The organism is Streptomyces sp. NBC_00190, from assembly GCF_036203305.1.
In the GTDB taxonomy this organism is placed as follows: Bacteria; Actinomycetota; Actinomycetes; order Streptomycetales; family Streptomycetaceae; genus Streptomyces.
In genome coordinates, this window is sequence record NZ_CP108131.1 from 526,132 (window position 1) to 550,683 (window position 24,552).

At 69.8% G+C, this 24,552-nt stretch carries 25 protein-coding genes and 2 pseudogenes; 11 read left to right on the top strand and 16 right to left on the bottom strand.

Features of this window, described 5'->3' with window-relative positions; all coding sequences use genetic code 11:
* Positions 1–85: 85 nt before the first annotated feature.
* Positions 86–1,627, bottom strand: coding sequence for an AMP-binding protein (locus tag OG429_RS02795; RefSeq protein ID WP_328923659.1), 1,542 nt, complete (start codon positions 1,625–1,627; stop codon positions 86–88).
* A 475-nt stretch (positions 1,628–2,102) separates the two neighbouring features.
* Between OG429_RS02795 and OG429_RS02800 the strand changes: the two genes are divergently transcribed.
* Positions 2,103–2,399, top strand: a complete 297-nt coding sequence (locus OG429_RS02800; RefSeq protein ID WP_328923660.1) for a hypothetical protein — start codon at positions 2,103–2,105, stop codon at positions 2,397–2,399.
* A gap of 123 nt (positions 2,400–2,522) precedes the next feature.
* Here OG429_RS02800 and OG429_RS02805 read toward each other — a convergent pair whose 3' ends face one another.
* Positions 2,523–3,782 (bottom strand): esterase/lipase family protein, encoded by a 1,260-nt coding sequence (locus OG429_RS02805; RefSeq protein WP_328923661.1) that lies wholly within the window; start codon positions 3,780–3,782, stop codon positions 2,523–2,525.
* A 231-nt stretch (positions 3,783–4,013) separates the two neighbouring features.
* On the opposite strand from OG429_RS02805, the gene OG429_RS02810 reads away from it, so the two are divergent.
* Positions 4,014–4,262, top strand: coding sequence for a hypothetical protein (locus tag OG429_RS02810; RefSeq protein WP_328923662.1), 249 nt, complete (start codon positions 4,014–4,016; stop codon positions 4,260–4,262).
* Positions 4,263–4,450: 188 nt separating this feature from the next.
* Here the strand turns inward: OG429_RS02810 and OG429_RS02815 are convergent, their stop codons facing one another.
* From OG429_RS02815 to OG429_RS02865, 11 genes and pseudogenes are all read right to left on the bottom strand, one after another.
* On the bottom strand, positions 4,451–5,260 hold the full coding sequence (locus tag OG429_RS02815) for a hypothetical protein (protein WP_328923663.1): 810 nt from the start codon (positions 5,258–5,260) through the stop codon (positions 4,451–4,453).
* Between the two features lie 4 nt (positions 5,261–5,264).
* Complete coding sequence (locus OG429_RS02820) at positions 5,265–5,468, bottom strand: hypothetical protein (protein WP_328923664.1); 204 nt, start codon at positions 5,466–5,468, stop codon at positions 5,265–5,267.
* 89 nt (positions 5,469–5,557) lie between these two features.
* Positions 5,558–5,989 carry a hypothetical protein gene (locus OG429_RS02825; protein WP_328923665.1) on the bottom strand — a complete coding sequence of 144 codons (432 nt, stop codon included), beginning with the start codon at positions 5,987–5,989 and terminating at the stop codon, positions 5,558–5,560.
* Entirely contained in the window at positions 5,968–6,324 is a 357-nt protein-coding gene (locus OG429_RS02830) for a hypothetical protein (protein WP_328923666.1), read from the bottom strand. The genes OG429_RS02825 and OG429_RS02830 overlap by 22 nt, the downstream gene beginning before the upstream one ends.
* Before the next feature lie 62 nt (positions 6,325–6,386).
* The gene (locus tag OG429_RS02835; RefSeq protein ID WP_328930139.1) at positions 6,387–7,031 is read right to left on the bottom strand and encodes a GAP family protein; all 645 of its coding nucleotides are present in this window, start codon (positions 7,029–7,031) and stop codon (positions 6,387–6,389) included.
* Positions 7,032–7,582: 551 nt separating this feature from the next.
* Positions 7,583–8,362: a serine/threonine-protein kinase gene (locus tag OG429_RS02840; protein ID WP_405959366.1), complete on the bottom strand. Its 780-nt coding sequence runs from the start codon at positions 8,360–8,362 to the stop codon at positions 7,583–7,585.
* Positions 8,363–8,476: 114 nt separating this feature from the next.
* A pseudogene (locus OG429_RS02845) lies at positions 8,477–9,112 on the bottom strand (SPFH domain-containing protein); the annotation flags it as partial.
* A gap of 371 nt (positions 9,113–9,483) precedes the next feature.
* On the bottom strand, positions 9,484–10,125 hold the full coding sequence (locus tag OG429_RS02850; RefSeq protein ID WP_328923667.1) for a CE1759 family FMN reductase: 642 nt from the start codon (positions 10,123–10,125) through the stop codon (positions 9,484–9,486).
* On the bottom strand, positions 10,122–11,216 hold the full coding sequence (locus tag OG429_RS02855) for an LLM class flavin-dependent oxidoreductase (RefSeq protein ID WP_328923668.1): 1,095 nt from the start codon (positions 11,214–11,216) through the stop codon (positions 10,122–10,124). Before OG429_RS02855 ends, OG429_RS02850 begins: the two co-directional genes overlap by 4 nt.
* Positions 11,217–12,722: 1,506 nt before the next feature.
* Complete coding sequence (locus OG429_RS02860; protein ID WP_328923669.1) at positions 12,723–12,947, bottom strand: hypothetical protein; 225 nt, start codon at positions 12,945–12,947, stop codon at positions 12,723–12,725.
* Between the two features lie 294 nt (positions 12,948–13,241).
* Positions 13,242–13,586 carry a hypothetical protein gene (locus OG429_RS02865; RefSeq protein WP_328923670.1) on the bottom strand — a complete coding sequence of 115 codons (345 nt, stop codon included), beginning with the start codon at positions 13,584–13,586 and terminating at the stop codon, positions 13,242–13,244.
* 255 nt (positions 13,587–13,841) lie between these two features.
* On the opposite strand from OG429_RS02865, the gene OG429_RS02870 reads away from it, so the two are divergent.
* Both OG429_RS02870 and OG429_RS41365 read left to right on the top strand, forming a co-directional pair.
* Entirely contained in the window at positions 13,842–14,390 is a 549-nt protein-coding gene (locus tag OG429_RS02870) for a GNAT family N-acetyltransferase (RefSeq protein ID WP_328923671.1), read from the top strand.
* A 378-nt stretch (positions 14,391–14,768) separates the two neighbouring features.
* Positions 14,769–15,482: a DUF4158 domain-containing protein gene (locus OG429_RS41365; RefSeq protein ID WP_405680578.1), complete on the top strand. Its 714-nt coding sequence runs from the start codon at positions 14,769–14,771 to the stop codon at positions 15,480–15,482.
* Here the strand turns inward: OG429_RS41365 and OG429_RS02880 are convergent.
* Positions 15,417–16,319, bottom strand: a complete 903-nt coding sequence (locus OG429_RS02880) for a LysR family transcriptional regulator (protein ID WP_328923672.1) — start codon at positions 16,317–16,319, stop codon at positions 15,417–15,419. The genes OG429_RS41365 and OG429_RS02880 overlap by 66 nt on opposite strands.
* A 206-nt stretch (positions 16,320–16,525) precedes the next feature.
* On the opposite strand from OG429_RS02880, the gene OG429_RS02885 reads away from it, so the two are divergent.
* The 3 genes from OG429_RS02885 to OG429_RS02895 all read left to right on the top strand — a co-directional run bounded on the left by OG429_RS02885 (position 16,526) and on the right by OG429_RS02895 (position 18,041).
* A complete protein-coding gene (locus OG429_RS02885) occupies positions 16,526–16,672 on the top strand; it encodes a hypothetical protein (protein ID WP_327286445.1) in 147 nt (48 codons plus the stop codon).
* Positions 16,673–16,750: 78 nt separating this feature from the next.
* Complete coding sequence (locus OG429_RS02890) at positions 16,751–17,062, top strand: EthD family reductase (protein WP_060905596.1); 312 nt, start codon at positions 16,751–16,753, stop codon at positions 17,060–17,062.
* A 109-nt stretch (positions 17,063–17,171) separates the two neighbouring features.
* The gene (locus tag OG429_RS02895; protein WP_328923673.1) at positions 17,172–18,041 is read left to right on the top strand and encodes a PhzF family phenazine biosynthesis protein; all 870 of its coding nucleotides are present in this window, start codon (positions 17,172–17,174) and stop codon (positions 18,039–18,041) included.
* Between the two features lie 101 nt (positions 18,042–18,142).
* On the opposite strand, the pseudogene OG429_RS02900 reads toward OG429_RS02895, so the two are convergent.
* Positions 18,143–18,449 (bottom strand): annotated as a pseudogene (locus OG429_RS02900) (MmyB family transcriptional regulator); the annotation flags it as partial.
* Positions 18,450–18,602: 153 nt separating this feature from the next.
* On the opposite strand from OG429_RS02900, the gene OG429_RS02905 reads away from it, so the two are divergent.
* Genes OG429_RS02905 through OG429_RS02915 form a run of 3 tightly spaced genes read left to right on the top strand, consistent with a single transcriptional unit; the run spans position 18,603 to position 22,205 of the window.
* Positions 18,603–19,847, top strand: coding sequence for a hypothetical protein (locus tag OG429_RS02905; protein WP_328923674.1), 1,245 nt, complete (start codon positions 18,603–18,605; stop codon positions 19,845–19,847).
* Complete coding sequence (locus OG429_RS02910) at positions 19,844–21,457, top strand: vWA domain-containing protein (protein WP_328923675.1); 1,614 nt, start codon at positions 19,844–19,846, stop codon at positions 21,455–21,457. Before OG429_RS02905 ends, OG429_RS02910 begins: the two co-directional genes overlap by 4 nt.
* Complete coding sequence (locus tag OG429_RS02915; RefSeq protein ID WP_328923676.1) at positions 21,441–22,205, top strand: hypothetical protein; 765 nt, start codon at positions 21,441–21,443, stop codon at positions 22,203–22,205. The genes OG429_RS02910 and OG429_RS02915 overlap by 17 nt, the downstream gene beginning before the upstream one ends.
* Before the next feature lie 83 nt (positions 22,206–22,288).
* Here OG429_RS02915 and OG429_RS02920 read toward each other — a convergent pair whose 3' ends face one another.
* The gene (locus OG429_RS02920; RefSeq protein ID WP_328923677.1) at positions 22,289–23,143 is read right to left on the bottom strand and encodes a hypothetical protein; all 855 of its coding nucleotides are present in this window, start codon (positions 23,141–23,143) and stop codon (positions 22,289–22,291) included.
* A 299-nt stretch (positions 23,144–23,442) separates the two neighbouring features.
* Between OG429_RS02920 and OG429_RS02925 the strand changes: the two genes are divergently transcribed.
* Positions 23,443–24,513 (top strand): Vgb family protein, encoded by a 1,071-nt coding sequence (locus OG429_RS02925; protein ID WP_328923678.1) that lies wholly within the window; start codon positions 23,443–23,445, stop codon positions 24,511–24,513.
* The last annotated feature ends 39 nt before the right edge of the window (positions 24,514–24,552 follow it).

The window sequence follows — 24,552 nt, forward strand, 5'->3', positions numbered from 1 at the left end:
GGAACAGGTCTCGATCGGGCAGTACTTCACCGACGTCCGCAGGCCCGGCAGACTCGGCACGGTCCCGGCACGGGTTCGTCTGCGGTCAGGGAGACGCGACCAGCTCGGCAGCCCGGACGCGGAGCAGCTTCTTGTCCGGCTTGCCCACGTCGGTCAGGGGCAGCGCGTCGACGAAGGTGATGCTCGCGGGCTCGTACATGGCGCCCTTCCTGTCCCGCACCATGGCGCGCAGCTCCGTTTCGCCGACGTCTCCGCCCGGCGTGCGGACGACGACCGCGTGGACCCGCTCCATGAGGTTGGCGTCGGGGACTCCGAGCACTGCGCTCTGCAGGACCTGCGGATGGGAGTTCAGCACGTCCTCCAGTTCCACCGTGTACACGTGGCCTCCCACCACCACGATCATGTCCTTCAGCCGGTCCACGATCGTGACGTATCCGTCCGAGTCGACGAACCCGATGTCACCGGTGTGCAGCCAGCCGTCCCGCAGTACCTCCGCGGTGAGCTCGGGCTGCTTCCAGTAGCCCTTCATCACGTGCGGGGAACGAACGCAAATCTCGCCGTGCTCGCCGACGGGCAGGTGCCGTCCGTCGGCGTCACGGACGGCGACCTCGACGCCTTCCATGATCTTCCCGGCGGTTCGCAGCAGCTCCGGGCGCCGCGGATCGTGGTCCTGGGGAGAGAGCATGCTGATCCCGCCCGCTTCGTTCTGGCCGTAGAACTGGTTCAGTACGGGGCCGAAGCGCCGGACCGCCGCCGTGAGGCGGGTCGGGGAGGAGGCGCAGCCCCCGTAGGTGAGCATGCGCAGGCTGGAGGTGTCGGTGCGGTCGACCTCGGGGTGGTCCATCAACTGGTAGAGGAGCGGCGGCAGCAGGAACATGTGGGTGATGCGCTCGCGCTCGATGGCGGCGAGCACGACACCGGGCTCGAACTCGTCCAGCAGGACGACGGTGCCGCCGCGGCGCAGCGTGGTGTCCGCCATGAGGCCCGCCGCATGCGCGAGGGTGGTGCACACCAGGGCCCTGACCTGCCCCTCCTCGGACCAGTCCGGTCCGATCGACACGCACTGTTCGAAGGTCGTGCAGATGGCCTTGGGATGACCGGTGGTCCCACCGGTGTGACGGATGGTGCAGATGTCCTGCGGACGCGCCGAACCCGTTAAGGCTGCCGTGGACTCTTCGCCGGCGAGCTTCACCAGGTCCGTGCCCGCGCCGCTGCCTCCGCCGAGGACCAGCACCCGTTTCAGCGGCACCCGCTGGGCCAGGTCGGCGGCGCGCCCGCGGTAGGCGGGGTCGACTATCAGCGCCCGGGTCTCGACGTCCCGGAGGATGTCGGCGTGCACGTCGGCCGAAAGGCCGGCGTAGAGGTGGTTCACGGCGCAGCCGAGCAGCCCGGCGGCGTAGCGGGCCGCGAGCGTCTCGGGAAGGTTGCCGGAAAGGAGCGTGACCGTCTGACCGCGCCTCACCCCCTGGGACCGCAGCGCGCGGGCCATGCCGTAGACGAGGCCGCGCAGTTCACCCGCGCTTACGCGCCGGACCCCGTGTACCAGGACCTCACGGCCCGGTTCCTTTTCCAGGGCGTCAAGAATCTCCTCCACGTGGCTGCGGAAGTGTTCGGTGGTGTCGTTCATACCGATCCCCATTGGTTGACTTGAGCAACTAGCGGGAGGTTAACGGTCGGTGATCCACAAGCCCAAGCCGGACGCCGACATCCAGCCAACACCCGCTCCCCCGCACACGCCCCCCGGTCGGCCAGCCCGCCCCCGTGCCGGACGTCCCTTGGGCGTTAGCCTCGGCGCAGGGTTGTCCCTCTTGCCCCACAGGTCGTCACACGTCACATCGACGGAGAGATCCGTGCCTACGACCTGGCCTCCGGTGACCTCGGCCCCCTGACACCCGCGGCGGTGTTCCGGCCCCTCCATGGCCACCAGGCCGAGGAGGCGGACGTCTCCATCGATCTACGACGGATGGCCTACACCACACTGAACGCGGTGGTCTGCCTCACGCGCACCGGGGACATGACGTGGACTTCCCCGTTGGAACCGCACTCCGACCAGTCCTACGGCCACCGGCCCGGTTGCGCGTTCTCCCCGGGGGGAGCAGTTCGTGACGGTCCACCACGACCAGACAGACGTCGCCTTCCACCGCCACCCCGACGGCGAGGCGACACTCACCCTCCCCATCGAGGCCTTCGGATACGACCCGGACGAAGTCTTCATCGAGTGGAGCGGCGGCTACCTGACCCCGCACACCGCCGTCGTCACGCTGGGCGGGGAGGGGGAAGACGGAGAGGACTGGTTCCGCCACCACGTCGTCGACCTGCGCACCAGCACCGTCGACGGCGAACTCACCGTCGAGGCGGAGAATCCGTACGAACTCCACCTGCTCGGCGACGGCACCTGACTCACTCCCGGCCCGACCGGCCACCCGATCCGCTGGTCCCGACGGCGACGGCTCTGATGCTTCGAGCGGTGTCGGCGAGGAGGGGTGGGCGGGCCCGTTGGTGCGGCCCGCCCACCCCGGCGGTCACCCGACGGCGACGATCTCGTTCACGATCCACGCGCCGAGTTCTTCGGTCATGGTGGTGTGTCCCTCGTTGCGGCTGGCGCACACGAAGGCGTCCAGTGCACTGTGGTCCGGTGCGATCGGCCGGTAGAGCGCCTTCGGGTCGTTGATGTCGCCGGCCGCGACGGCGCTGATGCTGGGGATGAAGCAGGACGTGCGGATGACGTCCGGGTCCACCGCATTGCGGAGAAGGGTCATGAGGAGGCCGGCGAGGCCGAAGCTGCCGGGGTCGCCGTCGGGGGTCGGCATGGTGAACAGGCCCCCGGGAGCGCCGTCGATGTCGGGCAGCCCACTGGTACGCACCAAGGTCGCCTCCTCGCCCGTCTTCTGCAGGCTGGCGACCACCTGGTCTCCCTGCGCCTGGGTCTTGAGCCACGTGTCGTGCAGCGTTTCACCGTTGCACCTCACCGCGATCACGTCGGGCTTGACGCCGTTGCCGGCACCGGTGTCCATGCCGTTGGCGACACCGACCTTCCGGACGTTGCGCGGCCATCCCCCGAGCTCGTCGAGCGCCCGCAGGAACGCCACCCGCTCCGGTGCCTGCTGCGGGGTGTCGCCGACCTTCCCGATGTGCCACCGTGCCATCTGCTTCGCGGCGGGGCTGTTGAGCAGTCCGGAGAACTGGCGCAGGTAGGGGCCCGCGACGGGCGTGTCTCCCCACTTGTCCGCCGCGTAGTGCGTGAAGGCCTGGAGGGCGATGGGGAACCATGCGCCCTGGTGGGGGGAGTCGTAGGAGAAGTAGAGGGACGTCTCGTGGTCGGGGAGCTTGGTGTCGTGCTCCATCTTGGCCAGCGCGTAGCGGGTGACCATTCCGCCCATGCTGAATCCGCCCACGGCCAGCTTCGCCCGGCCCACGCGCTCGGCGAGGGCCCGGCGGATGCATTCGATGGCGGTGTCGGCGTTGTCCGCGATGGAAGCCGCGCGGTCGTCGTAGCCGAGGATGATCACATCCCGGCCTGCCGCGTGGAGTTCGGAGACGAAGCGGTAGTCGCCGTTCTCCTCCAGGCCGTGCCAGAGCTGGTCCACGTTGCTCGACCCGCTGGAGAAGCCATCGGAGAGGATGACGGGCCTGATGAGCTGCCTGCGGTTCAGCGGGCTGTAGTAGACCCAGGCCGTTCCGCCGTCGAGGCGCCATTCGTCATGCGGTTCCGGCGCGGGAGGAAACGAGGAGCGGGCTCCAGGGGCAGCCGGTCCCCAGACATCAACGACAGGTGCAGACATGATCAGCTGACTCCTTGCACAGTTCACGGGTTCACCGAATGGCCGGTCCCGTCACGCCGTCATCGCGAGACCCGACCGCCCAACATCGTAGTTACAGAATGTACATGCATGGCTACTCAACGTGCGCGGTGCTGGGCAACCTCGACCCCGTGGCGATCGGGTGATACGGGTCTCGCGGCCGTGATCATCCCGTACCCGGCGCGTTCCGGAGTGTGCAGGCGTCCCAGACGAGTGAGCATCCCGCCCTTCGCGGGCCGGGGCCCGTACCCCTCGGGGGACCTACACCCAGCTCAGGCCGCTCCCGCCACCGCACGCCAGGGCGCCGACTCCCTGGCCGGCCCCTTGGCCCTCGACAACCTCCTGTCGCTCAAGTTCCTCGCCCCGACGGTCCGGGACGCGAAGCGCCAGGTCGGCGGTCTCGTTTCGGGGCTGTCGCCCGCCCCGGCCAGTGCCTCCGGCCTGGGCCGCCTCTTGAAGTAGACGACGGAAGGATCCGACCCGCGGCACGCGCACCACGAGCCTGCCCCGCCCGCTCCCCCGGCGGCAGATCCCGACGGATCGCGCGATGCAACGTCGTCAACGGCGGTCGGCCGGTCGAGCAGCTCGCCGCCGAACCGGGCCGCCTCCGCACCATCGGCCGCACCAACCCGCCGCGGGCCGACCGTACGTCAGTACGCGCCGAACGACCAGAAGACGCCCACCTCGTCGTCAGCCACCGCGATCAGGCCCAGATCGTCGAACAGGTCGAGGCCGTTGAGGTACGCGGAGGTGAGGAAGCAATGGGAGCGGGTGCCTTGGAGGCCTGCCGCGAGGAAGTCCGGGGCCGGGTCAGAGGCGGCGGCCGTCGCGTTGGTCCAGTAGCTCGCGGTGGGTCCGTACCGGTCGAGCAGGGTTCGGGCGTCCGCCAGGACCGCGTCCCGGTCGGGGCGCAAGCGGACGGGGGCGGGTTCCGACTGCCATTCCTCGGTCATGACGGCGAGCGCGGCGACCGCTGCCCGCGCCTCCAGGGGGTACAGGCGGTCGGGGAACTGTGATGCGGCCGGCGGGTCGAAGGGGTACGCGGGCACGGAGAGGCGGGCGGTGTCGTTGAGGTCCCAGTCCAGTCGGACCCAGCCTCGGGGGTCGTCGACCTGTCGGTGCAGCACGGCGAGCACGTCGTGCGCCCAGTCCTGGTGCCGACGGGGGCCGGTGGCCGCGAAGGTGTAGACGTCGTCGAGCAGCCGCAGAGCCGCCGCGTTCCAAGGGCAGCGGCGGCTGCGGAACTCCGTCAGCAAGCTGCCGACTTGGCGGGCGAAGACGTCCTTCGGCTCGCGGGGGATGCTCCGGAGCCGGTCGAGGGTCCAGTGAATTGTCTCGCCCGTTCCTGCTTCGGCGAGGCCGGCGGGGCCCTCCGGGAGCGGGAGGTCCGCTCCGTACCAGAGGGCCTCCAGATGGGCGTCGAGCAGGTCGAGGGCGAGCCGGTCGGCAGGCAGGGGCATTTCGTCACTCTAAGCGTTGCCCCGTAACCGATCTTGCGGTATCCCCATGCCCGGTAGGCGGCGCGGCCGACGCCGCCTCGCTCGCCGGGTGGACGTTCAACAGCACCCGCTCGGCTCCGATGACGTCGAGCAGCTTGAACGCGTCCTCGGCCTGCACCGCGGCCGAGCCGTCCATGCGTTCTATCGCGGTGATCCCTTGCTGCGTCATGTGGTTCCCTCTCGAACGGTCACGCCACGGCAGCCATGTCGGAGTCTCTCAGGTATCCGCTCCGCACTTGGTGCGCGTCCCAAGCGCCTTTAGCGGGACAGCCCTTGGGGCGTGGGCGATGCCTCGGTGAGCGACATCCAGTGCCGGAGGGTCTTCTGATGGGAACCGGTAGCCGTGCCTTCGGCGACTGCCTCCGCGTCCACGACGGAGCAGGGCGCTCCGGAGCGTGTGAGTAGGACGAGCGGCCACTCGGGGCCCGTACCTGGCCCCGCTGCGTCGAAGGCGGTCCAGTCCCAGGGCCCGTCGAATTGCCATGCCCGCCCGGCGGCGTCGGCGACCTCATCGCCCGGCCGGAGAAACGCGTAGGGCCGCATCAGCAGCTCAAAGGTGAACGGGATCCCGTCGCCCGGGTGAAGGGTGTAACCGGTGCCGTTGAGATGGCTGCCGTCCGGAAACTCCTTGTACGACAGACCGCGGTGCAGCACGTGACTCCGGCCGGTCAGCAGGCGATCGTGACCCACTTGTGCACGGGGTAGGTACGGGTGGAAGTGTCGCTGGCGCTCGACAGGATGTCGAGTTCGGCGCCGGTGGGCGGGGCGATCAGCCGGAACGTCAGCCAGGCATCACCGGTGGAGTCGGCGGTGCCGGACGCTTCCGAGGTGTAGCCCTTCCGGCCGGGGATCCAGTAGTCGGCCCAGACCGGCTGCCCCGCGAACTTGGTCGAGTAGAAGGCGTCATGCGAGAGGTGCACGGTCACGTCCACCGCGCGGACCCAGACCGGCCGTCCCCCGATGCGGAGGTTGATGGTGGTGCACTGCTGGAAGACCGTGGTGTAGGAGTGGCCGTTCCCCTGCACGGCCGCACTCGTATTGTGCCGGTGTGCGCGGTGGGCACCCAGTGCACATCGCACGACGCCCATCAGGCGACGAGCGCGTAAATGCTGCTGCTGGTCAGCCAGAGTCCGGCCAGCAGCGCGAGGGTGACGATCAGCTGGTCCTGGTGATGCTCGAGCCAGGTCCGCAGAGCGTTCAGCCGAGCCTGCGCGGCGTCCGGCGCCCAGACGGTGTAGAGCTCCATGACCAGAAGGCTGAGGGTGGCCAGCAGGCAGTAGCCGGTCAGCGCGAGCCAGTCGGAGAGGGAGGAGAGGTCGGCGTCGACGACCGTGGCGGCGCCGGCACCGACCAGGGCCCACGGCTGGAGCAACCAGGCGAGTGCGGCGGAGGTGCCGAGCGAGGCGTTGTCGATGCGGGCCGTCCAGCTCGGTGGCCGGTACGGGCGGGACGGCTGCCGGAGCCGGTAGCCGCCGAACAGCACCAGGCCCACGCCGATCGCCAGCTTGGCGGCGACCGCGGCGGTTGACGGCGTGCTGTGGTGGATGGGCGGCGTCCCACCGGTCAGCAGCATGACGCAGGCGACCACCGCGACCAGGTTGACCAGCCAGGACAGCAGGAAGGCGAGCCCCTTGCGAACACCGCGGCGCGACGCGAGCAGCAGGATGAAAGCGCTGTTGTGCAGCGGCCCGAAGGTGATGGCCGCGCCGATCACGACCAGGTCGACGACCATCGGCACAACCGCTCCCGGAGGTCAGGGCCGCCCAGTGTCCCGGACGGGCGTCTTTGCACGGGCGGGCCGGGCGGGCAGGGGTGTCGGCGCACGCGTGGCGCCGCGTCCTGACTCTGCGGCCCTTGGCCCGACGGGTCAACCGAGCCACGCCGGTGCCCCCGAACGCCTCTCCCCGGCCACGGACAACGGCAGGCGGTGAAAGCGGCCCTTTCGGTGGGGGTGAACATCAGCGGGTGCCCCTCCGCGCGGGGCGTTCCCCGGGCCCGCGGCACGCACGCAGCACCAGCTCGGCGATGGCGGAGACGGAGACGGAGACGGCGCTGACTATTGAGCGGGAGAGCGTCGCCACTCATCCGCGCAGTGGCTGTGACCGCCCACGAACACGGCAACAGCAAACCGGTGGTCCGGCCGCTCGGTAGTCACCGCGTACGGCAGCGCGATCACGCCGATGGCGAGGCCCAAGGCCCAAGGCCCAACAGGACGGTGTGCGGCAGCCAGTGACGGTCGACCAGGCATTGCAGGGCGTGCGAGGAACGCGGGAGCCGGGACGGTCAGTCCGCCGAGGTCGCGGTAGGGGCATGGTGCAGTTCGACCATCGTGCGTACGGGAGGCGGCAGCCAGTCGCCGGCCGAGGAACGGCTATGCGAGAGCTGTTCCAGTACCTGAGTGGGCGTCGGGCGGCATTCCGGATCACGGTCAAGGCAGCGAGCTATGAGGGCGAACAGGCGGGACGGCAGCAGGCTGAGGGCAGATTCGAGGGATTCGCCGTCCTCGGACGGCACGGCCCCTGCGGCGTGGCACAGCACCATGCCGAAAGCGTAGACGTCCGTGGCAAAGGTGATCGGTGCGCCGGTGAGCTGCTCCGGGGCGAGGAAGCCCCGTGTGCCGATGACTTGATCGGTACGGGTTATCGCGGTGCCGTCGAGGGCTCGGGCGATGCCGAAGTCGATGACGCGAGGGCCGGTGTCGGAAATGATGATGTTGCTGGGCTTGAGGTCACGATGGACGATGCCGCAGGCGTGAATGCCCTCAAGGGCTTCGGCGATACCGACGGTCAGGACCTGGAGGGTTTTGACGGGCAGAGCACCGTGCTGCCGCAGGACGTCGTGCAGCGACGGGCCGGGGATGTACTCGGTGACCAGCCACGGCGGTTCGCTGTGTGCGTCGGCGGCGACCACCGACGCGGTGTGGAATCCTCCGACACGACGTGCGGCTTCGATCTCGCGACCGAACCGCCGCCGGAACGCGGGATCGGCAGCCAACTCAGGCTGGATGACCTTGACCGCGACCATGCGCTCCCCAGGGGAGCGACCGAGATAGACCGTCCCCATGCCGCCCTGGCCCAGCCGGGCCGTGAGCTGGTAACGGTCAATGCGGCGGGGATCGCCCTCCCGTAACGGCTGGTGCCTGGGCTGGAAATCCCCCTGGGGACGCGGCGGTGGTGCGATCGGTGCCGCCCTCTTCCCGCCGGCGATGACGGCGGCCACTTCGCGTCCTGTCTCCGCCCGTCTCAGCACGGCCGCCCGCTTATCGGCCTCGGCGCGTTCCGCCTTCTCCATCGAGTCCTGGGCAGAAGCGGATGACTCAATGGTCCCCAGCTTGACGCGGTTGACGCGGATGCCCCACTTGCCGGTGGCCTCGTCGAGGACGCCGCGCAGGGCCGCGTTGATCTCCTCACGCGAGGTCAGGGCCCACTCCAGGTCCATGCCGCCGATGATGTTGCGCAGCGTGGTGACGGTGAGCTGCTCGATGGCCTGGATGTAGCTGGCGACTTCGTACGTCGCGGCGCGGGCGTCGGACACCTGGTAGTAGATGACCGTGTCGATGTTGACGACCAGGTTGTCCTGGGTGATGACCGGCTGCGGCGGGAACGGCACGACCTGCTCACGCAGGTCGATGCGCCTGCGGATCGAGTCGATGAACGGGACGACGACGTTCAGACCCGCGTTGAGCGTGCGCGTGTAGCGGCCGAAGCGCTCCACGATGGCGGCGCTGGCCTGCGGGATCACCTGAATCGACTTGATCAGGGCGATGAAGACCAGCACCACCAGAATGATCAGGACGATGACGATCGGTTGCACCGCGGCTCCCCCTCCCGTTGAGCACCCAGGCATCTGACCCAGATGACGCCCGATGATGTTCGCGCCGAAGTGTGGCAGACCCACACGGTGTTGCGTAGCTCGGACGCTCAGATCTGACATCGATCGGCTTCGTGAAGCGCCCTGCGATACGGGGCAACGTACTGCGTGAGCATGGGGCCGATGAGGGCTGGGCCGGCCCGTGAGCGGTGACCGCCGCCGAAACGTTCCATGCAGGTACCGAGGCCGTCCTGATCTTGCCGGGCCGGAGGCCACCGGAGGCCGCCGGAGTAGCCAGCCCGGGACTCCGTACCGGCTGCCGGACACCGGCGGCCGGTACGGGGGGAAAGGCTCTGGACCCGGAGCGGTTGAGGTTAGTCGGCCCGTAGCGCGGCCAGCCGCTGTTCGAACGGCACCAGCTCGAAGCCGTCCGCCGGAGCCACCGACGTGATCGCCCCCGTCAGCGAACGGGGCGCGATCGCGACGGCGGTGTCAACGTCAGGGGCGGCGGGCGCCATGAAGCGCGCCAGCTCCGCGCCCGCACGGGCGATCCGCTGCGCCAGCCCCGACTCGCCCCAGTCCTCCGAGGCCGCGTACACGGCGGTTGGCAGGACGAGCGCGCGCAGGTAGGTGAACAGGGGACGCAGAGCGTGTTCGGTGACCAGGGAGTGCCGGGCCGTGCCGCCGGTCGCGCCGAGGAGCACCGGTTTCCCGGTGAGCGCGTCCTTGTCGATGACGTCGAAGAACGACTTGAACAGGCCGCTGTACGACGCCGCGAAAACCGGCGTCACGGCGATCAGGCCGTCCGCGGCTGCCACCGCGTCGAGCGCGGCGGCGAGTCGGGCGGGCGGGAACCCGGTGACGAAATGCCGACCGATCTCTGTCGCCAGTTCCCTCAGTTCGATCACTTCGAGCTCGGCGTCCACGTGCCCCAGCGTCACGGCCGCGAGCCGGTCGGCGAGTAGCCGCGTCGAGGAGGGCGAACTCAGACCCGCCGATACGACGATGAGCTTCATGCCTGCGTCTCCTCCTTCTCCTGGGCTGCTGCCACGCGGGCGGAGTGCGTCGGGGCGTCCGGTACGCCGGCCGGGCGCAGGTTCGCGAACTCCTTGCGCAGCACCGGCACGACCTCCTCGCCGAGCAGGTCGAGCTGCTCCAGGACGGTCTTCAGGGGCAGGCCCGCGTGGTCCATCAGGAAGAGCTGGCGCTGGTAGTCGCCTGCGTAGTCCCGGAAGGACAGGGTTCGCTCGATGACCTCCTGCGGCGAGCCGACGGTCAGCGGTGTCTGGGAGGTGAACTCCTCCAGGGACGGGCCGTGGCCGTACACCGGCGCGTTGTCGAAGTACGGGCGGAATTCGCGCACCGCGTCCTGCGAGTTCTTGCGCATGAATACCTGGCCGCCGAGCCCGACGATGGCCTGCTCGGGGGTGCCGTGCCCGTAGTGGGCGTAGCGCTGCCGGTACAGGTTCACCATCTCCTTGGTGTGGGAGGACGGCCAGAAGATGTTGTTGTGGAAGAAGCCGTCGCCGTAGTAAGCGGCCTGCTCGGCGATCTCCGGCGAGCGGATGGAGCCGTGCCACACGAAGGGCGCGACGCCGTCCAGCGGGCGCGGGGTGGAGGTGAAGGACTGCAGCGGTGTGCGGAACTTGCCCTTCCAGGTGACGACGTCCTCGTCCCACAGCCGACGCAGCAGCGCGTAGTTCTCGATGGCGAGGTCGATGCCGTCGCGGATGTCCTTGCCGAACCAGGGGTAGACCGGACCGGTGTTCCCGCGGCCCGTCATCACGTCGACGCGGCCGTCCGCGACGTGCTGGAGCATCGCGAAGTCCTCGGCGATCTTCACCGGGTCGTTCGTGGTGATCAGCGTCGTCGACGTGGAAAGGATCAGGGACTCGGTGCGCGCGGCGATGTAGCCGAGCATCGTCGTCGGCGAGGAGGGGACGAACGGCGGGTTGTGGTGCTCGCCGGTGGCGAAGACGTCGAGGCCGACCTCCTCGGCCTTCTGCGCGATGGTGAGCATCGCCTTGATGCGCTCGTGCTCGCCGGGCACGCGTCCGGTCGTCGGATCGGCCGTGACGTCACCGACGGTGAAGATCCCGAACTGCATGACTCCCCTTCCCAAGGTTGTTTATGTTTCAACTATACTCTGGAACCGGGGGTACGCCTGAGGTATTCCCGATGGGCGCGGGGCCGCCCGGTGGACGGGCTTCGGGGCGTCGGCCCTGGTCCGCGACGGCCCGGCAGCGCGACCCGCAGGACGCCAGGGCGCGGCCGACAGAGAACCCCCATGCCTGACCGGCCGGCCGAGCTGAGTGGCGGGCGGGGGCGGGCCGGGCGGGCGGCGGGGTCCCGATCCGGCATCCGGGCAGCGCCCCTCCAGCGGGACTACGGAAGGGTGAGGGTGCGATCGGAACAGTCGGTGTCGCGGGCCTCGAGGGTCGGGTAGAGGCGCCACTCTTCGTAGGCCCCGGACTCCACACGACGCCCCCGGTTTGTGGCGCCCCGCGGCTCTCCCCGCATCGGCCTGAAGGGGTGACGGTCCGAACGAAGCACCGATCCGGGCGCCGCTGGTGGCGTTCAAGGACATCAGGCGATGACTGGCCTCACTTCGGTCAGGCTGAAGTAGCGTTCCCGCCATCAGGAGCCGTTGGTGGCCTTCCGCAGCTGGTACAGCTCCCCGGAGTCCGGATGACCGACATGCTGGTAGATCCGGGGCTTCCGGTCGGTACCGCCGACGCTCCACGCCGGCCAGGAACACCCCGGGACGCGGATGCGGACCTCCTGGGTCCAGACGTCCCGCCCGGGCTCGTACGACCAGGTGCCGGAGCCCGAGCACTGCCGCGACGGGCCGCTCTCCTGGTTGCCGGGGTCGTGCTCGCCGACGCCGAAGGCCGTGACCCGGCCGTCCGAGGGCCGCCACCATCAGCGGCACCCACCACCACGCCTCGCGGCCGCCGATCCGGCGGCCGAGCAGATCGGCCAGCGCCACCGCCGGCAGCACGAAAACCAGGGACAGCAGGAACGCGATCACGCCGACGATCGTGCCGAGGGAGAGCAGGCTCGCCACCAGGGCGGTGCTGTCGACGGGGGTGTCCGGCGGCGGCTGCGTCCGGACGTACAGAAGGACCACCAGGACGGCGAGCGCGACCTCCAGGCAACCCACCAGCGCCGAAACCGGCAACATCCGGCCGTACGACCGCTTCTGATACACGGCCACCCCCCCCTCGTGGCACGGCGAAATGGACGTGTCCGCCCGTCGGGCGGCATGGATCCATTCTGCCAGCTGGGCTGAACGTGTTCAATAAATTCTCCGTGCACCGCGGGCGGGCGAGCGCCCCCATCCCACACCCCCTTGTCCGCGGTCTGATCGGCAGCCGCCGCGGGGTCGGTCAAGGAGAAGCGCGCCGAGTAGCCAACGGTGCGTGTTCACCGGGTGTCTTGCATCGGGCACGGTGCACTTGGCTGCGACGGCTGCTATCGGGTCACGTACATGCTGGCAACGAAGTTGGTCAACGAGCTCGTGGAGGCCGCCGATGAGAAGCAACTGCCCTAGCCAGCCGGCCCCGCGACCGGACCAGGAGGCGGGTGCTGCCGTACAGCCGGGTGGGGAAGGTCAGCCGCTCGTCCAGCCGTGCTCCCTACGCACAGCATCAGCCTCGTCTTCGCCGAGCCAATCGACTGTGAACCGCTGGCCCCTCAGTCGGAAGAATCCCGAGGCCCAGTCCCCAAGCTCCTCATCAAGCTCGTCAGCACCGACGATCCCGTCCTCGAACACGGGCAACTGCTGTGTTGCACCGACACGAAACACTGCCCACTCAGGAAGCTCTTGCGGCTTCACCCACCGCCTTCGCCAGATCGGGCCTTCCCGCCACCACCAAGTGGTGACTCTGGTCAGGAGCACGCCGACCTGTTCGTCCCCATCCACAAGGCGAGCAGCAGCATGACGATAGGGGTCAAGTCGAACATCCACGGGTGGCTTCGGCCGCTGACGTCTGAACACACCCACATTCTTCCTGACGGCGCATTCGACCCGCGCCGCGAATGAAGCCCACCCGAGTTCACAGACGTTCCGGTCCGCATGCGCCGCCTCCGTTGCGGCTACCCGGCGGCGCCGTCGCCGAGGCGCGGCGGGTCATGCGTAGTAGCTGAGGATCACCAGAAGCGCCGTGCATTCCGCGAGGAGCTGGACGCCGAGCGCCGCCTGCCGCACTCGCAGGGCCGGAGCGGCCAGGGCAACCACGAACGCCAGGGCGCCGAGGCCGGCGCTCCAGACGAACAGCCACCCGGGAAGCCCCCTGGTGCACTGCACCCCGTACGTCACACAGCCCGACACCCGCACAGAAGACAGAAGCACCATGACGACCGCCAGGACCGCCGCCGGGAACAAGGCGGCGGACAGGCCCGACCAGAACCGGGAGCGGTCTTTTTCTCCAGCCGCCCGGACCGGGAGCGTTGCAGAGGGAGCAGTTGCGTTCATGCCCCTATCCAACGCGTACAGCGAGCCCGGCACAGCCGTCCGGATACCTACCTCACGCGAGGGCCCCGTACTCAGACCGCGGGCGCCGGACGGCTTCGCACAACGTCGGCTGAGGCTCATGCCATGGCGTTCGGGACGGAGCCCAGCCTCCGGAAGAACTGGCCAGCCTCGCCCGGAAGCAGGCGGCAGCCGTGGCTCTGTTCATGAGTTGTGAGAGCCCGTGCTGCTCGGCGGGCGTGCGATAGGTTGCCCGCCATGACTGAGCTTGGATCCGTCACCTGGCCACCTGCCCCGATCACGACCGAACGGCTCGTGCTCCGCGAGTCCGAGGCCCGAGACCGTGCGGCGTTCATCGAGTTGTTCGCCTCGCCGGAGGTGGGCACCTACCTCGGTGGCCCTCGACCGCGTGACGAACTCGAACGCGCGGTGCCTGAGGTGCCCGGGCGGCGCCCCGGCCTTTTCGTGATCGATCTCGACGGAGCGATGATCGGCACGATCACGCTCGATCGGCGCGACGCAGAGCGTCCGGGGCACCTCCGTCCGGATGCCGGAGAGGCCGAGCTCGGCTACATGTTCCTGCCGGAGGCATGGGGACGCGGGTACGCCGCCGAGGCGTGCGCAGCGGCACTCGGCTGGTTCGCCGAGGCGCTCCCCAGCGAGCCGGTGGTGCTCTGCACCCAGACCGCCAACAGCCGCTCGATGAGCCTCGCGGCCAAGCTGGGGTTCAGCGCGGTGGAACGGTTCGAGGAGTTCGGCGCCGAGCAGTGGTTCGGCGTGCGGTCCTCGGCTACGCCGTCCGGTTGAGCTCGTGCTCGGCAGTGCGGATCCACGAGGCCACCTCTCGGTCGTCGGCCTCGGCGTGCCGCTTGGCTTCGTAGGGCGCCAGTCCGCCTCGGGTGCCCTACGGGAGGCCCTTCCGCCCGTGGAGGCGGCGCTGGCCCGGGCCGAGCAGGACCTGGCGGAGGCCGGGCGTACGCATCAGGCGCATCTGGCCCGTCGGCCCCGTTTCACGGTGAGCCTGTTCACCCTGGGGCGGGCCGCGCGCAGCTGGCACGCGGACGAAGCCGATGCCGCCGGCCTGGTCCCCGCCGAGCGTGGGATGCGGGATGCGGGATGCGGGATGCGGCTCAGGCTCAAGTGGACGGCGTACGGGGAGCCGTGGGGGCGGCGGCAGCAGCAGGCGTGCGCGCTCACGAGGAGGCCCAGCACGCGGCGCGGGCCCGTGCCGAGCACACGGAGAAGACACTGGCGGCGGCGCGGGGCCGCTGGGAACGGTTCGTGCCCGAGGACTCCTGGCTGACCGACGACTCGGCGCGCGAGCTCGCCGCCCCCTGGTCCGACCCGGAGATCACCGCGGCCCGCAGCGAGCTCTTCCTCGCCGCCCTCCACCTCCACCAGGCCTTCCTTCGCTGCACGGCCCGCACCATGTACGCCAACCTGATGGCCGGAATGGACGCGGTCGCCGGCGCGGTGCCGAAGACCGTGCCGGAGGCGCATGCGAGTGGGCAGGTGCGGTCGGACAACCACCTGCTGGCACTGATGGTGCAGCTGAAGTGCTTCAACCGGATGGGTTATTTCCCCCGGCTGGATGACGTCCCGGAGGCAGTGGTGGCCCACATCCGCCGAGATCTCGGGCTGGGCGAGGACGTCGCCGCGGTGTACGACTCGGACCGGACCCGGGGCCATCATCGGATGCTGATCCGCCGGCGTAGCGAGGTCGTGTCGGACATTCAGCAAGACCGCCGTCGTCGTCATCACCGCGAAGTCCGCCGGGCGCAAGGTCTTCGGCCTCGCCACCGCAGACGTCCGTCTCGCTTGACCTCTTGCGCGTCAGTCCGGCAGCCAGTGCAGCTCGTGCGCCAGGGTTTTGGCGACGGCACGGATGCGGCGGTGTAGTGGCGACTGCTCGCGTGGGAGGACCAGGTGGATCGTCAGGCTGGGCGCGCCCCGCAGCGGTCGCCAGGTGAGACCGGCCGGTGATGCCGTGACCGCGGCTTCTCCGGCCGGGGCGAGGGTGACCCCGTCGCGCAGGTCGCGCTGAGACATGTCGAAAGAGACTGCGGGCGTGTGGAATCGGGGGTGTGGTCGGGTGTCTCGGAACAGCGCGGACAGCTGATCGTGGATCACGGGGTTGGCCGAACGGTCCGGGAGCCGCAGCGGATACGCAGCCGCGTCGGCGATCTCGATCTCCGGGTGTTCGGCCAGCGGATGCTGCTGCGCCAGCTGGACCCCGATGCGCTCACGCCGCAGCAGGAACCGGCGCACGCCACGGCCCGGCTGTTCACCGCGGGTGATCCCGGCATCGATGCGGCCGTCGGCGACCGCGGGGGAGATCTCCGGTGTCGCCATCGGGACCGCGCCGACCTCGAGTCCGCTGTTGCCGCGAATCAGCCTGTCCACCAGGGCCGGTGCCGTCTCGGCCCCGGCGCTGAGGCTGTATCCGATGCGCAACGTGCCCAGTTCACCGGCCGCCGCGCTCCGGGCGGTGTCCCATGCCCGGTCCAGCGCCGCCAGCGCGGGCGGCGCGGACTCCGCCAAAGCCGCACCGGCCGTGGTCAATACGACGCTACGCGTGTTGCGGACCAGCAGGGCCGTACCGAGTTCCGCCTCCAATCGGCGCATCCGGGCGCTGAGTGCGGGCTGTGCGATACCGATCCGTGCGGCCGCGCGGGTGAAGTTCAACTCCTGCGCCAGCACCAGGAAGTACCGCAGGCTCACCGTATCCGGCGCCACGTGCCCTCCCTGCCGATTGATAACGATCCGTTCTGAGCCTATCCCGTACCGGTCTTTCCCTCGACCGCACATCAAGCCCTAACCTGCGCATATGACGATTCAACTGACCGCAGTACTGGACATCGCACTCACCCACACCGCCGATTTCGAGTCCGCCCTCACGGCTCTCGCGAAGGCCGCGGCCACCGAGCCCGGTGTGCTCGACTATGGATTCTGGCGCGACCCGACCCACCCGGGCCCTCCCCGATGTCGTAGCCTTCGTCGGCGACCTCCCGCTGTGGCTGGCCACCGACTCCCACGCGCTCCTCGAAACCACCTCCGTCCTCACCCAGATCCCGATGCTCCGCACCTAGCGAGGTCGGCGGCAGTTCTTAGCAGGAGCTCCCAGGTCACCCGGAGTGTTACGGTCTCGTCTCTGGGCGGAGGTCGTCATGCATAAGTTGGTGGTCCTGTATTCCAAGCCCGCCGACCCTGACCACTTCCGCGACTACTACGTGACCAACCACCTTCCACTGGTCATGAATTGGCCCGGCCTGCTTGCGTGGCGCTACAGCTTCGACGTGGCGGCGACCAAGGGAGAAGCGCCGTATTTCGCGGTCTTCGAAGGCGACTTCGCTGACGCCGCCGCCATGGCCGCGGCGCGGGCGTCGCCGCAAGGCCAGCGGGTGGCCGCCGATGTCGCCAACTACGCCACCGGCGGTGCGGTCATCATCCACTATCCGGTGCAGGACGGCACCGGCTGAGGCAGGCCGGTACGCTCCGGGACGCGTTCGGTCGGCCGTTGCGGCCAGGTCCGGCTATCGGCGGACGCCGTTCGCGGTTGCCGGTTCGTTGAGCGTCAAAGGTGGGCCGATGTCCTGGCCGGATGTCACGGTGGTTGATGCGTGCGTGCGGCGCGACGGCCGGGGCGGTAGCCCCACGTCCGTCACCGACGACGACCCGGCGGCGACGGACGCGGACCGGCGTGCGGTCGCTGCTGCGGCCGGCACCTCGCACGCGGCGTTCCTCGGCCCGGGGCGGACGCCGGACGGTGGCTGGCCGGTCCGGTTCTTCACCGCCACCGCCGAACTGTCCGGCTGCGGCCACGGCACCGTTGCCGCGCAGGCCGTCCGGTTGACCCGCACCGCGCTGGGCGAGCTGAACGACCGCCAACACACCGGCGGGCGCACGTTCGACACCGTCGCGATCCGCCGCCCCGCCGGCATCGAGGTGTGGTTCGACCAGGGCCTCGTCGCGCTGCGTCACCCGGCACCGGACGAGCGCGCCGCGATCGTCGCCGCGCTCGGGCTCACGGCGGACGACCCGCATCCGACCGACGCGCCACGGATCGCCGCGCCCGGCGCACCACGCATGCTGGTACCGGTCCACGACCGGTCGGCGCTGCTCCGAGTCCACCCACACCTCGGCAGGCTGACAGCGGCGTGCCAGCGGTACGGGCTCCTCGGCTGTTTCGTGTACGTACCGCCGGTGGGCGACCGACCGGGTGCGGCGCGGATGTTCGCGCCGGCGATCGGTGTCGACGAGGACGTCGCCAACGCCAACAGCACCGGCTGCCTGGCCGCCCACCTGCTCGACACGACAGGGGCGCAGACGGTCGCGATCGAGGTGGAGCAGGGCGACACCCTCGGTCGACCGGCCAGCGTGCTCGCTTCGGCCCGACGTGGGCCGGCGGGCATCACGACCCGGATCGGCGGGTTAGCGGTGGTCCGCGACGGACACTGAGGCGACGACTAAAGGGGGTGTTCCACAAGGCTGTGAACTGGGCATGGGGCTGGGGCTGGGGCTGTCCGCTGCGGTCAAGCGTTGGCACCCGGTGGCGGCCGTCAGCGGGACGCGGTGTCGAGAGGCGTTCCCGGCGGCGGGTGGGCGTCGTTGAGTTGCTCGCGGACCTGAGCGTTCACTCCGGGATGCGCGTCGCAGCTGTCCGCGCCAGGCCCGCGAGCAGGCGCAGCCGGTCCTCGGCGGAGCTGCCGGGGGCCGCGGACAGCACCAGCAGCTCCACGCCCGATTCGTCCGGCAGTACGAAGTTCTCCTGGTGCAGTTGCAGCAGTCCGACCAGCGGGTGCCGGTACGCCTTGCGCCCATGCGTGCGGGCACGCACGTCCGCGCGGCCCAGAGGCGGCAGAAGCGCTACGGATGGCCGGAAGACTTCAGCAAGTCGGTCAACCCTCCACACTTTCAACGCAGTTGTTAACACGGGATTGGTGGAACTGTGCATGAATGGTCAACCGGGCCGTGCATGCTGCCGGTTCGGGAGTGACGCTGACGTGCTGGGGGGCATGGGTGGTTGTCGGGGAGAGACCGGTCGTCGAGGAGCCCCGTCTGGCCGTCCGGCGCCGGTCGTCCGGCGTGTGGTCGCGGCGGAGCCTGTTGCTGTTCTTCCTGCCCGCGCTGGCCACCGTACTGACGGGGCTCACCGCGCTGGCGGTGTCGGGCAATCTGCTGCTGCCCTTCGAGAGTGTCGTCGTCCTCGAGGGGAAGGTGGCCTCCAAGCGGGACTTCTTCGAGGACGAGGAGGTCCAGCGGATCCTGCTGAAACACCGCGTGAAGGTCCACATCACCAGCTCGGGCTCGCGCGAGGTCGCCCTGCGGGACCTCGCCGACTTCGACTTCGTCTTCCCGTCCGGTCAGCCGGCCGGCGACCTGATCACCGGCGTGCGCGCGTCGGCCGGCCAGTACGCCAAGGTGCACCGGCCGTTCGTGAGCCCCATCGTGCTCGCGACCTACCGGGAGTACGCCGAGACCCTGCAGGACGCCGGGATCGCGACCCCGCTGCCCGCCGAGGGCGCGGACCGGCCGCTCTACTACTCGCTGGACATGCAACAGTTCCTCGACAACATCGACCGGGGACAGCGCTGGAACGACCTCGGCATCCGCCGGCACGGGATCTCCAACGCCAACCAAATCGTCACCCAGAGCCCCGACGTGTGCAGCTCCAACTCGGCCAGTACCTATCTGGCGCTGGTCTCCTTCACCTGGCGCGGCGACGGGCCGGACGTGCCCGGCACCACACAGGAGGCCACCAGCCGCGCGAACTCCATCAAGCACCTGATGGAACAGGGCCTGCCCGCTGCCGACGTGTTCCGGACGTACGTCTCGCCCGAGGGCAAGGGCATCGCCCCGGTGATCGTGGCGTACGAGCACCAGTACCTGACCTATCAGGTACAGCACCGTGCCGAGTCCGACCGCCTCGACTCGGAGCGGGTGCTGCTCTACCCGTCCACCCAGTTCATCACCCAGCCCCAGTTCATCGCACTGAACACCAAGGGCGAGCAGCTCGGCGACCTCATCGTCAAGGACCCGGAGTTGCGCCGGCGGGCGATGGAGCTGGGTTTCCGAATCCTGGACCCGGCCGGCGAGGTCGCGGGCGACCAGCTGTCGCGGTTCCTGAACGAGCGGAACGTCCCGGTGCCCGCCCTGCGCGGTGACGACACCCACTCACCCATGCCCCGCATCCGCCCTCTGGAGCAGATGATCTCCATCATCGGTGACTGCCCGCCCGCCCCGCTCCCGGACGGGGCGCCGTGACGGCCGCCGCCGCTCCCGGCCGACTCCGCCGCAGGACGCTGGCCGCGCTCGCCCTGGCGGCCTGCCTGTGCGTACTGGCCACGCTCACCTCCTGCACCGGGGAAGTGGACGAACCGCTGACCCTGCGGGTGCTCGCCAGCTCCGAACTCGCTGACATGCAGCCCCTGTTCGAGGACCTGCGACGCGATACGGGCATCAAGCTGACCATGGAGTACCAGGGCACGGTCGAAGCCACCGACTCCCTGGTCGCCGGCCACTACCGGCACGACCTCGCCTGGCTGTCCTCCTCCCGCCCCTTCCAGCTCCTGATGAAGGCGGCGGGACGCCAGACGGACGGCCCGCTGTCGACGAGCACCATGCGCTCCCCCGTCGTCGTCGGCCTGAAGCCAGAGGTGGCGCAGCGGCTGCGGCGGTCGGCTCCCGACGGGCAGCTGTCGTGGGCCGACCTGGCGGACGCCGCGGCGGCCGGCACCCTGAAGTACGCCATGGCCGACCCCCGCAGTTCGAACAGCGGGCTCGCCGCGCTGGTCGGCGTCGCCACCGCCGCCGCGGGAACCGGCGGCGCGCTGCGCCCCGAGGACGTCTCCTGCGACCGGCTGCGCGGGTTCTTCGGCGGGCACACGGTGACCGAGGACTCCTCCGGCCGACTCACCGACGCGTACGTACGCAGCGAGGACGGCCTCGACGCGCTGATCACCTACGAGTCCGAGCTGCTCGCCCTCAACCAGGCGGGCACCCTGCGCGTTCCCCTGGAGATCGTCTACCCGAAGGACGGCATCGTGCTGTCCGACTATCCGCTGATGCTGCTGGATCCGGCCAAACGGGCCGCGTACGACCGGCTGACGGCCTGGCTCCGGAGCGAACCGGTACAGCGGAAGATCATGGAGCGTACGCTGCGCCGCCCGGTCGACCCCGGCCTCACCCGCGTGCCCAGCCTGCGTACCCCGCTCGGCAACGCCCTGTACTTCCCGGACAGTCAGGCGGTCGTCGACCGGCTGCTGGCCGACTACGCCGAGGCGCGCGTCGGCCGCCCGGTGCGGGTGATCTTCCTGCTCGACTTCTCCACGTCCATGCGCGGCGAGCGGATCGCGAACCTGCGCGCCACGATGGCCGGGCTCAGCGGCGCGGACGGCTCCAGTTCCGGCAAGTTCACCCGCTTCCACCAGGGCGAGACCCTCACGGTGATGCGCTTCGGCGGCCGAGTCCTGGACGAGCGGAGCGTGACGTACACGGGGCCCGCCGACCTGGACCGGCTGAGCGCGATGGTCGCCGACGACGACTTCGACGCGAGCACCGCCGTCTGGTCGGCCCTCGACCACGGCTACCGGACGGCGGCCGAGGCGGTGGCGAAGGACTCCGGGCAGCACGTCTCCATCGTGCTCATGACGGACGGGGAGAACAACGCCGGGATGAGCCTCGACGCGTTCCTCGCCCGGTACGCGGACCTGCCGCCGGCCGCCCGCGCCGTCCGCACGTACACCGTCCGGTACGGCGAGGCCGACCCGCGCGAACTCGACCGGGCTGCCAGGGCCACCGGCGGGCACATGGCCGATGCCACCGGGCAGTCCCTTCTCAGCGCCTTCAAGGAGATCCGTGGGTGTCACGAGTGAAGCGTGGTGGGCCGTGTGGTGGCTCTGGATGGTGCTGTGGGCGGTCACCGGCGCGGGCCTCACGGCGCTCCTGGCGGTGGCGGCGCTGCGGCTGGTCCGCGCCCGGCGGGCTGCCGCCCAGGACATCACCGACGGCATCTGCTTCTACCTGCACGACAAGACGGTCATGGACCACTACCAGATGCGCGGGTACACGGCCGCCCTGCGCAAAGAGGTGGAACAGCGCACGAGCGACAGCAAGGACGGCACCGTCCGCGCCAAGGTCTTCGGTGTCGGCGCGGACGGCGGGCGCAGGGAGAACACCGAGATCGTCAGCCGCTATCTGGAGGTCGCGGAACCGATCTCGGTGATCGGTCTGATCATGAAGGTGCTGGAGGAGAAGCGCGTCATCGTGCACGTCGACCTCCCGAGCCAGTCCGTCACGCGCAGCCCCGCCCTGCCGCGGACGGCCTCCGGCGCCCAGGACGCCGTCCGGCTGCGCGACATCGAGGGCTTCGTACTGATCCGGGGCCGGTTCCGCGCCACCGGCGACGACCCGGAGAGGGTCGGCTCCACCGTGTTCCTCGCCCCGTACGGGGACCCGGCAGACCCGTCCCGGGGCCCCCGGGTCCGGGTCACCTGCGCCACGGAGGGCCTGCGCAACCAGGTCCCCCGCGGCACCTTCTCGGCCCGCTGCCTGGGCAAGGTCCAGGAATGGAACCCGGACGAAGGGGTCCTGGAGGTCCAAGCCATGGCCATCTTCCGCTAGTTGGTCCGCGGGGATGGGGCTGCTGCATCACGGTGCCGGCCGCAGCCGGGGCCGCCGGACCCAAGCGCGGGTCCTGGCGCCGGTCAGACGTGGAGGCGCAGGTAGACCAGGAGAGCGTCGTCCGGCACCCCTTCCAAGTAGCGCTGCCCGGCAGAGAGGGGGCCGGGTGTGATGTCTGGTGTGTGCGGGCAGGCGGCGCGGCCGCCGCAGGCACTGTGGAGCCCTTCCTCGCCGTACTCGTACCACCAGCCCTCCAGGGTGAGAACGTTCTCGAAACCCATCCCGTCGATGCGTGAGTGGTAACGAATGAAGTCCTCGCGGGAGTGACCGCCCACGGTGCGGAGGGGATCGGCGCAGTCCAGGAAATGGGTGCCGTAACGGTGGCTGCGGGCGGCGCTCTTGAGCTCGTCAAGAGCCGAAAGGTAGGTGCGGACGAGCGGCTGTGCCCGGTAGCGCTCGTAGGCCGGTGTCCAGGGGTCCGGACACCCGTCCATACGGAACTGAAGGAACGGTGGTACGCCCATCTCCGCCTTGCTGCGTTCCACGAACGACTCCAGTGACTCGGGGGCGGGATGGCGGCCGGACAGCTCCGCCCACAGGTCCCAGGCGCGGCCCGCCAGGACGACGGACTCCGCGCAGGTCGCACTGAAGTCGAGCAGCCCCCGCGGGCCTCCCGCGCACATCCCGGGGAGACTGGGCTCGCTCGTACCGTCGTAGCGCGGTCGGTCGTGCAGGAGGCGCGGATCCGACTCCGAGCCGGCAAGGACAGCAAAACCGGACCCCTCGGCACCGCCGCACATCCGGTAGTGGTCCCAGATGTCGAACTCCCCGCCGAGCCCCTTCTCCCGCTCGAACGGAGCCATCGCGTCCGCGACCGCCGCGTCCACCCGCCCCGCAGCCGAACCCGGCAGACACACCACTATCCTCATCCCAGCCATGGCCTGATCATGCCAAAGGGACGGCAATCACCTCCAGCCGGTTCCACGCCTGCGGCACGCTCGCCTTCCCATGGGGGCAACTGGCCTGCCACCGTTCCGCGACGATCCCTGCAGCGTGCCGGGCCGTCGTGCCCGACGCGGGGTGATCTTTGAGCTAGCCTCACCCAGGACGGGCATTCCGGTCATTTCTAGGAAATCTGGTGGGGTGGGCGCGGCTCCCGGGTGGGCGGGTGTCGGTGGCTTCGCCGCGCTCTCCCACGCTCGAAGGGCATCCGCCAGCTGCGATGGAGGAGTTCACTGTGCATCGTGTACTGAAGTTGCTGAGAGGGCGGCATGCGTCCGTCCTGGCCGCGGCTCTGGGCGTGGCTGTACTGGTGGCGGCCCCCGGCATGCCCGGAGCGGCGGCCGCGCCCGCGGGTCACGCCGCACCTCCGGTGGGCATGGTGAACGAGTACCTGATGCCCCTCCCCCGGCTGGGCAGCACGCACGAGTTGGTCATCGGGCCGGACGGCAACCTCTGGGTCTCCCAACAACTCGAGAACCGCGTCCTGCGCGTATCGACGACCGGCCGCGTGATGGGAATCACCGACTTCCCCGACAACAGCGGACCCCACGGCATCGACAAGGACTGGCGCGGCCATGTCTGGGTCACCGAGGAGTTCACCAACGCCCTGGTGGAACTGGACACCACCGGCAAGCGCATCGCCCGCTACCCGCTTCCGTCGCCCGGCGCCGGGCCGCACGGCCTGCGCATCGGATGCGACGGGCACACCGTGTGGTGGACGGGGAAGGAAAACGGAACCGTCGGAAGCTTCGACCCCCGCACCGACGAGTGGACCGTGCACCGCCTCGCCCCCGACAGTGAGCCCATCTACCTGGCGCGAGGGCCTCGCTGCGCCATGTTCTTCACCGAGCTGACGGCCAACCGCATCGGCCGTATCGACACGAACGGCCACCTGCGCGAATACGACATCCCCACCCCCGACAGCCGACCCATCGCCGTCGTTGCCGGCCGGCGCGGCACTGTCTGGTTCACCGAGGAGGCCGGGGCTGCCTACGCCGAACTCGACCCCGATTCAGGCCGCATCACCGAGCACCGCACCGATGTAGAGGGTGCCAAGCTGGCTGCGCTCGACTTCGACTGCTTCGGGAACCTGTGGGTCCAGTACAACGAGCCCGGACTGATCGACCGCGTCCGCCCGGACTTCACCACCACCCGCTACACACTGCCCACCACTGTCCCGGTCGGCCACCGCATCACCTCCGGCCCGGACGGCTCCATGTGGTTCACCGAACTGGCCGCCGATACCGTCGGCTCCATCACCACCGGCTGCCCACCCCCACACCAGCGTCCTGAGCCGACAGCGTGAGCCCGGACGGACGTCGAGGAACCGACGGAATCTGCTGAC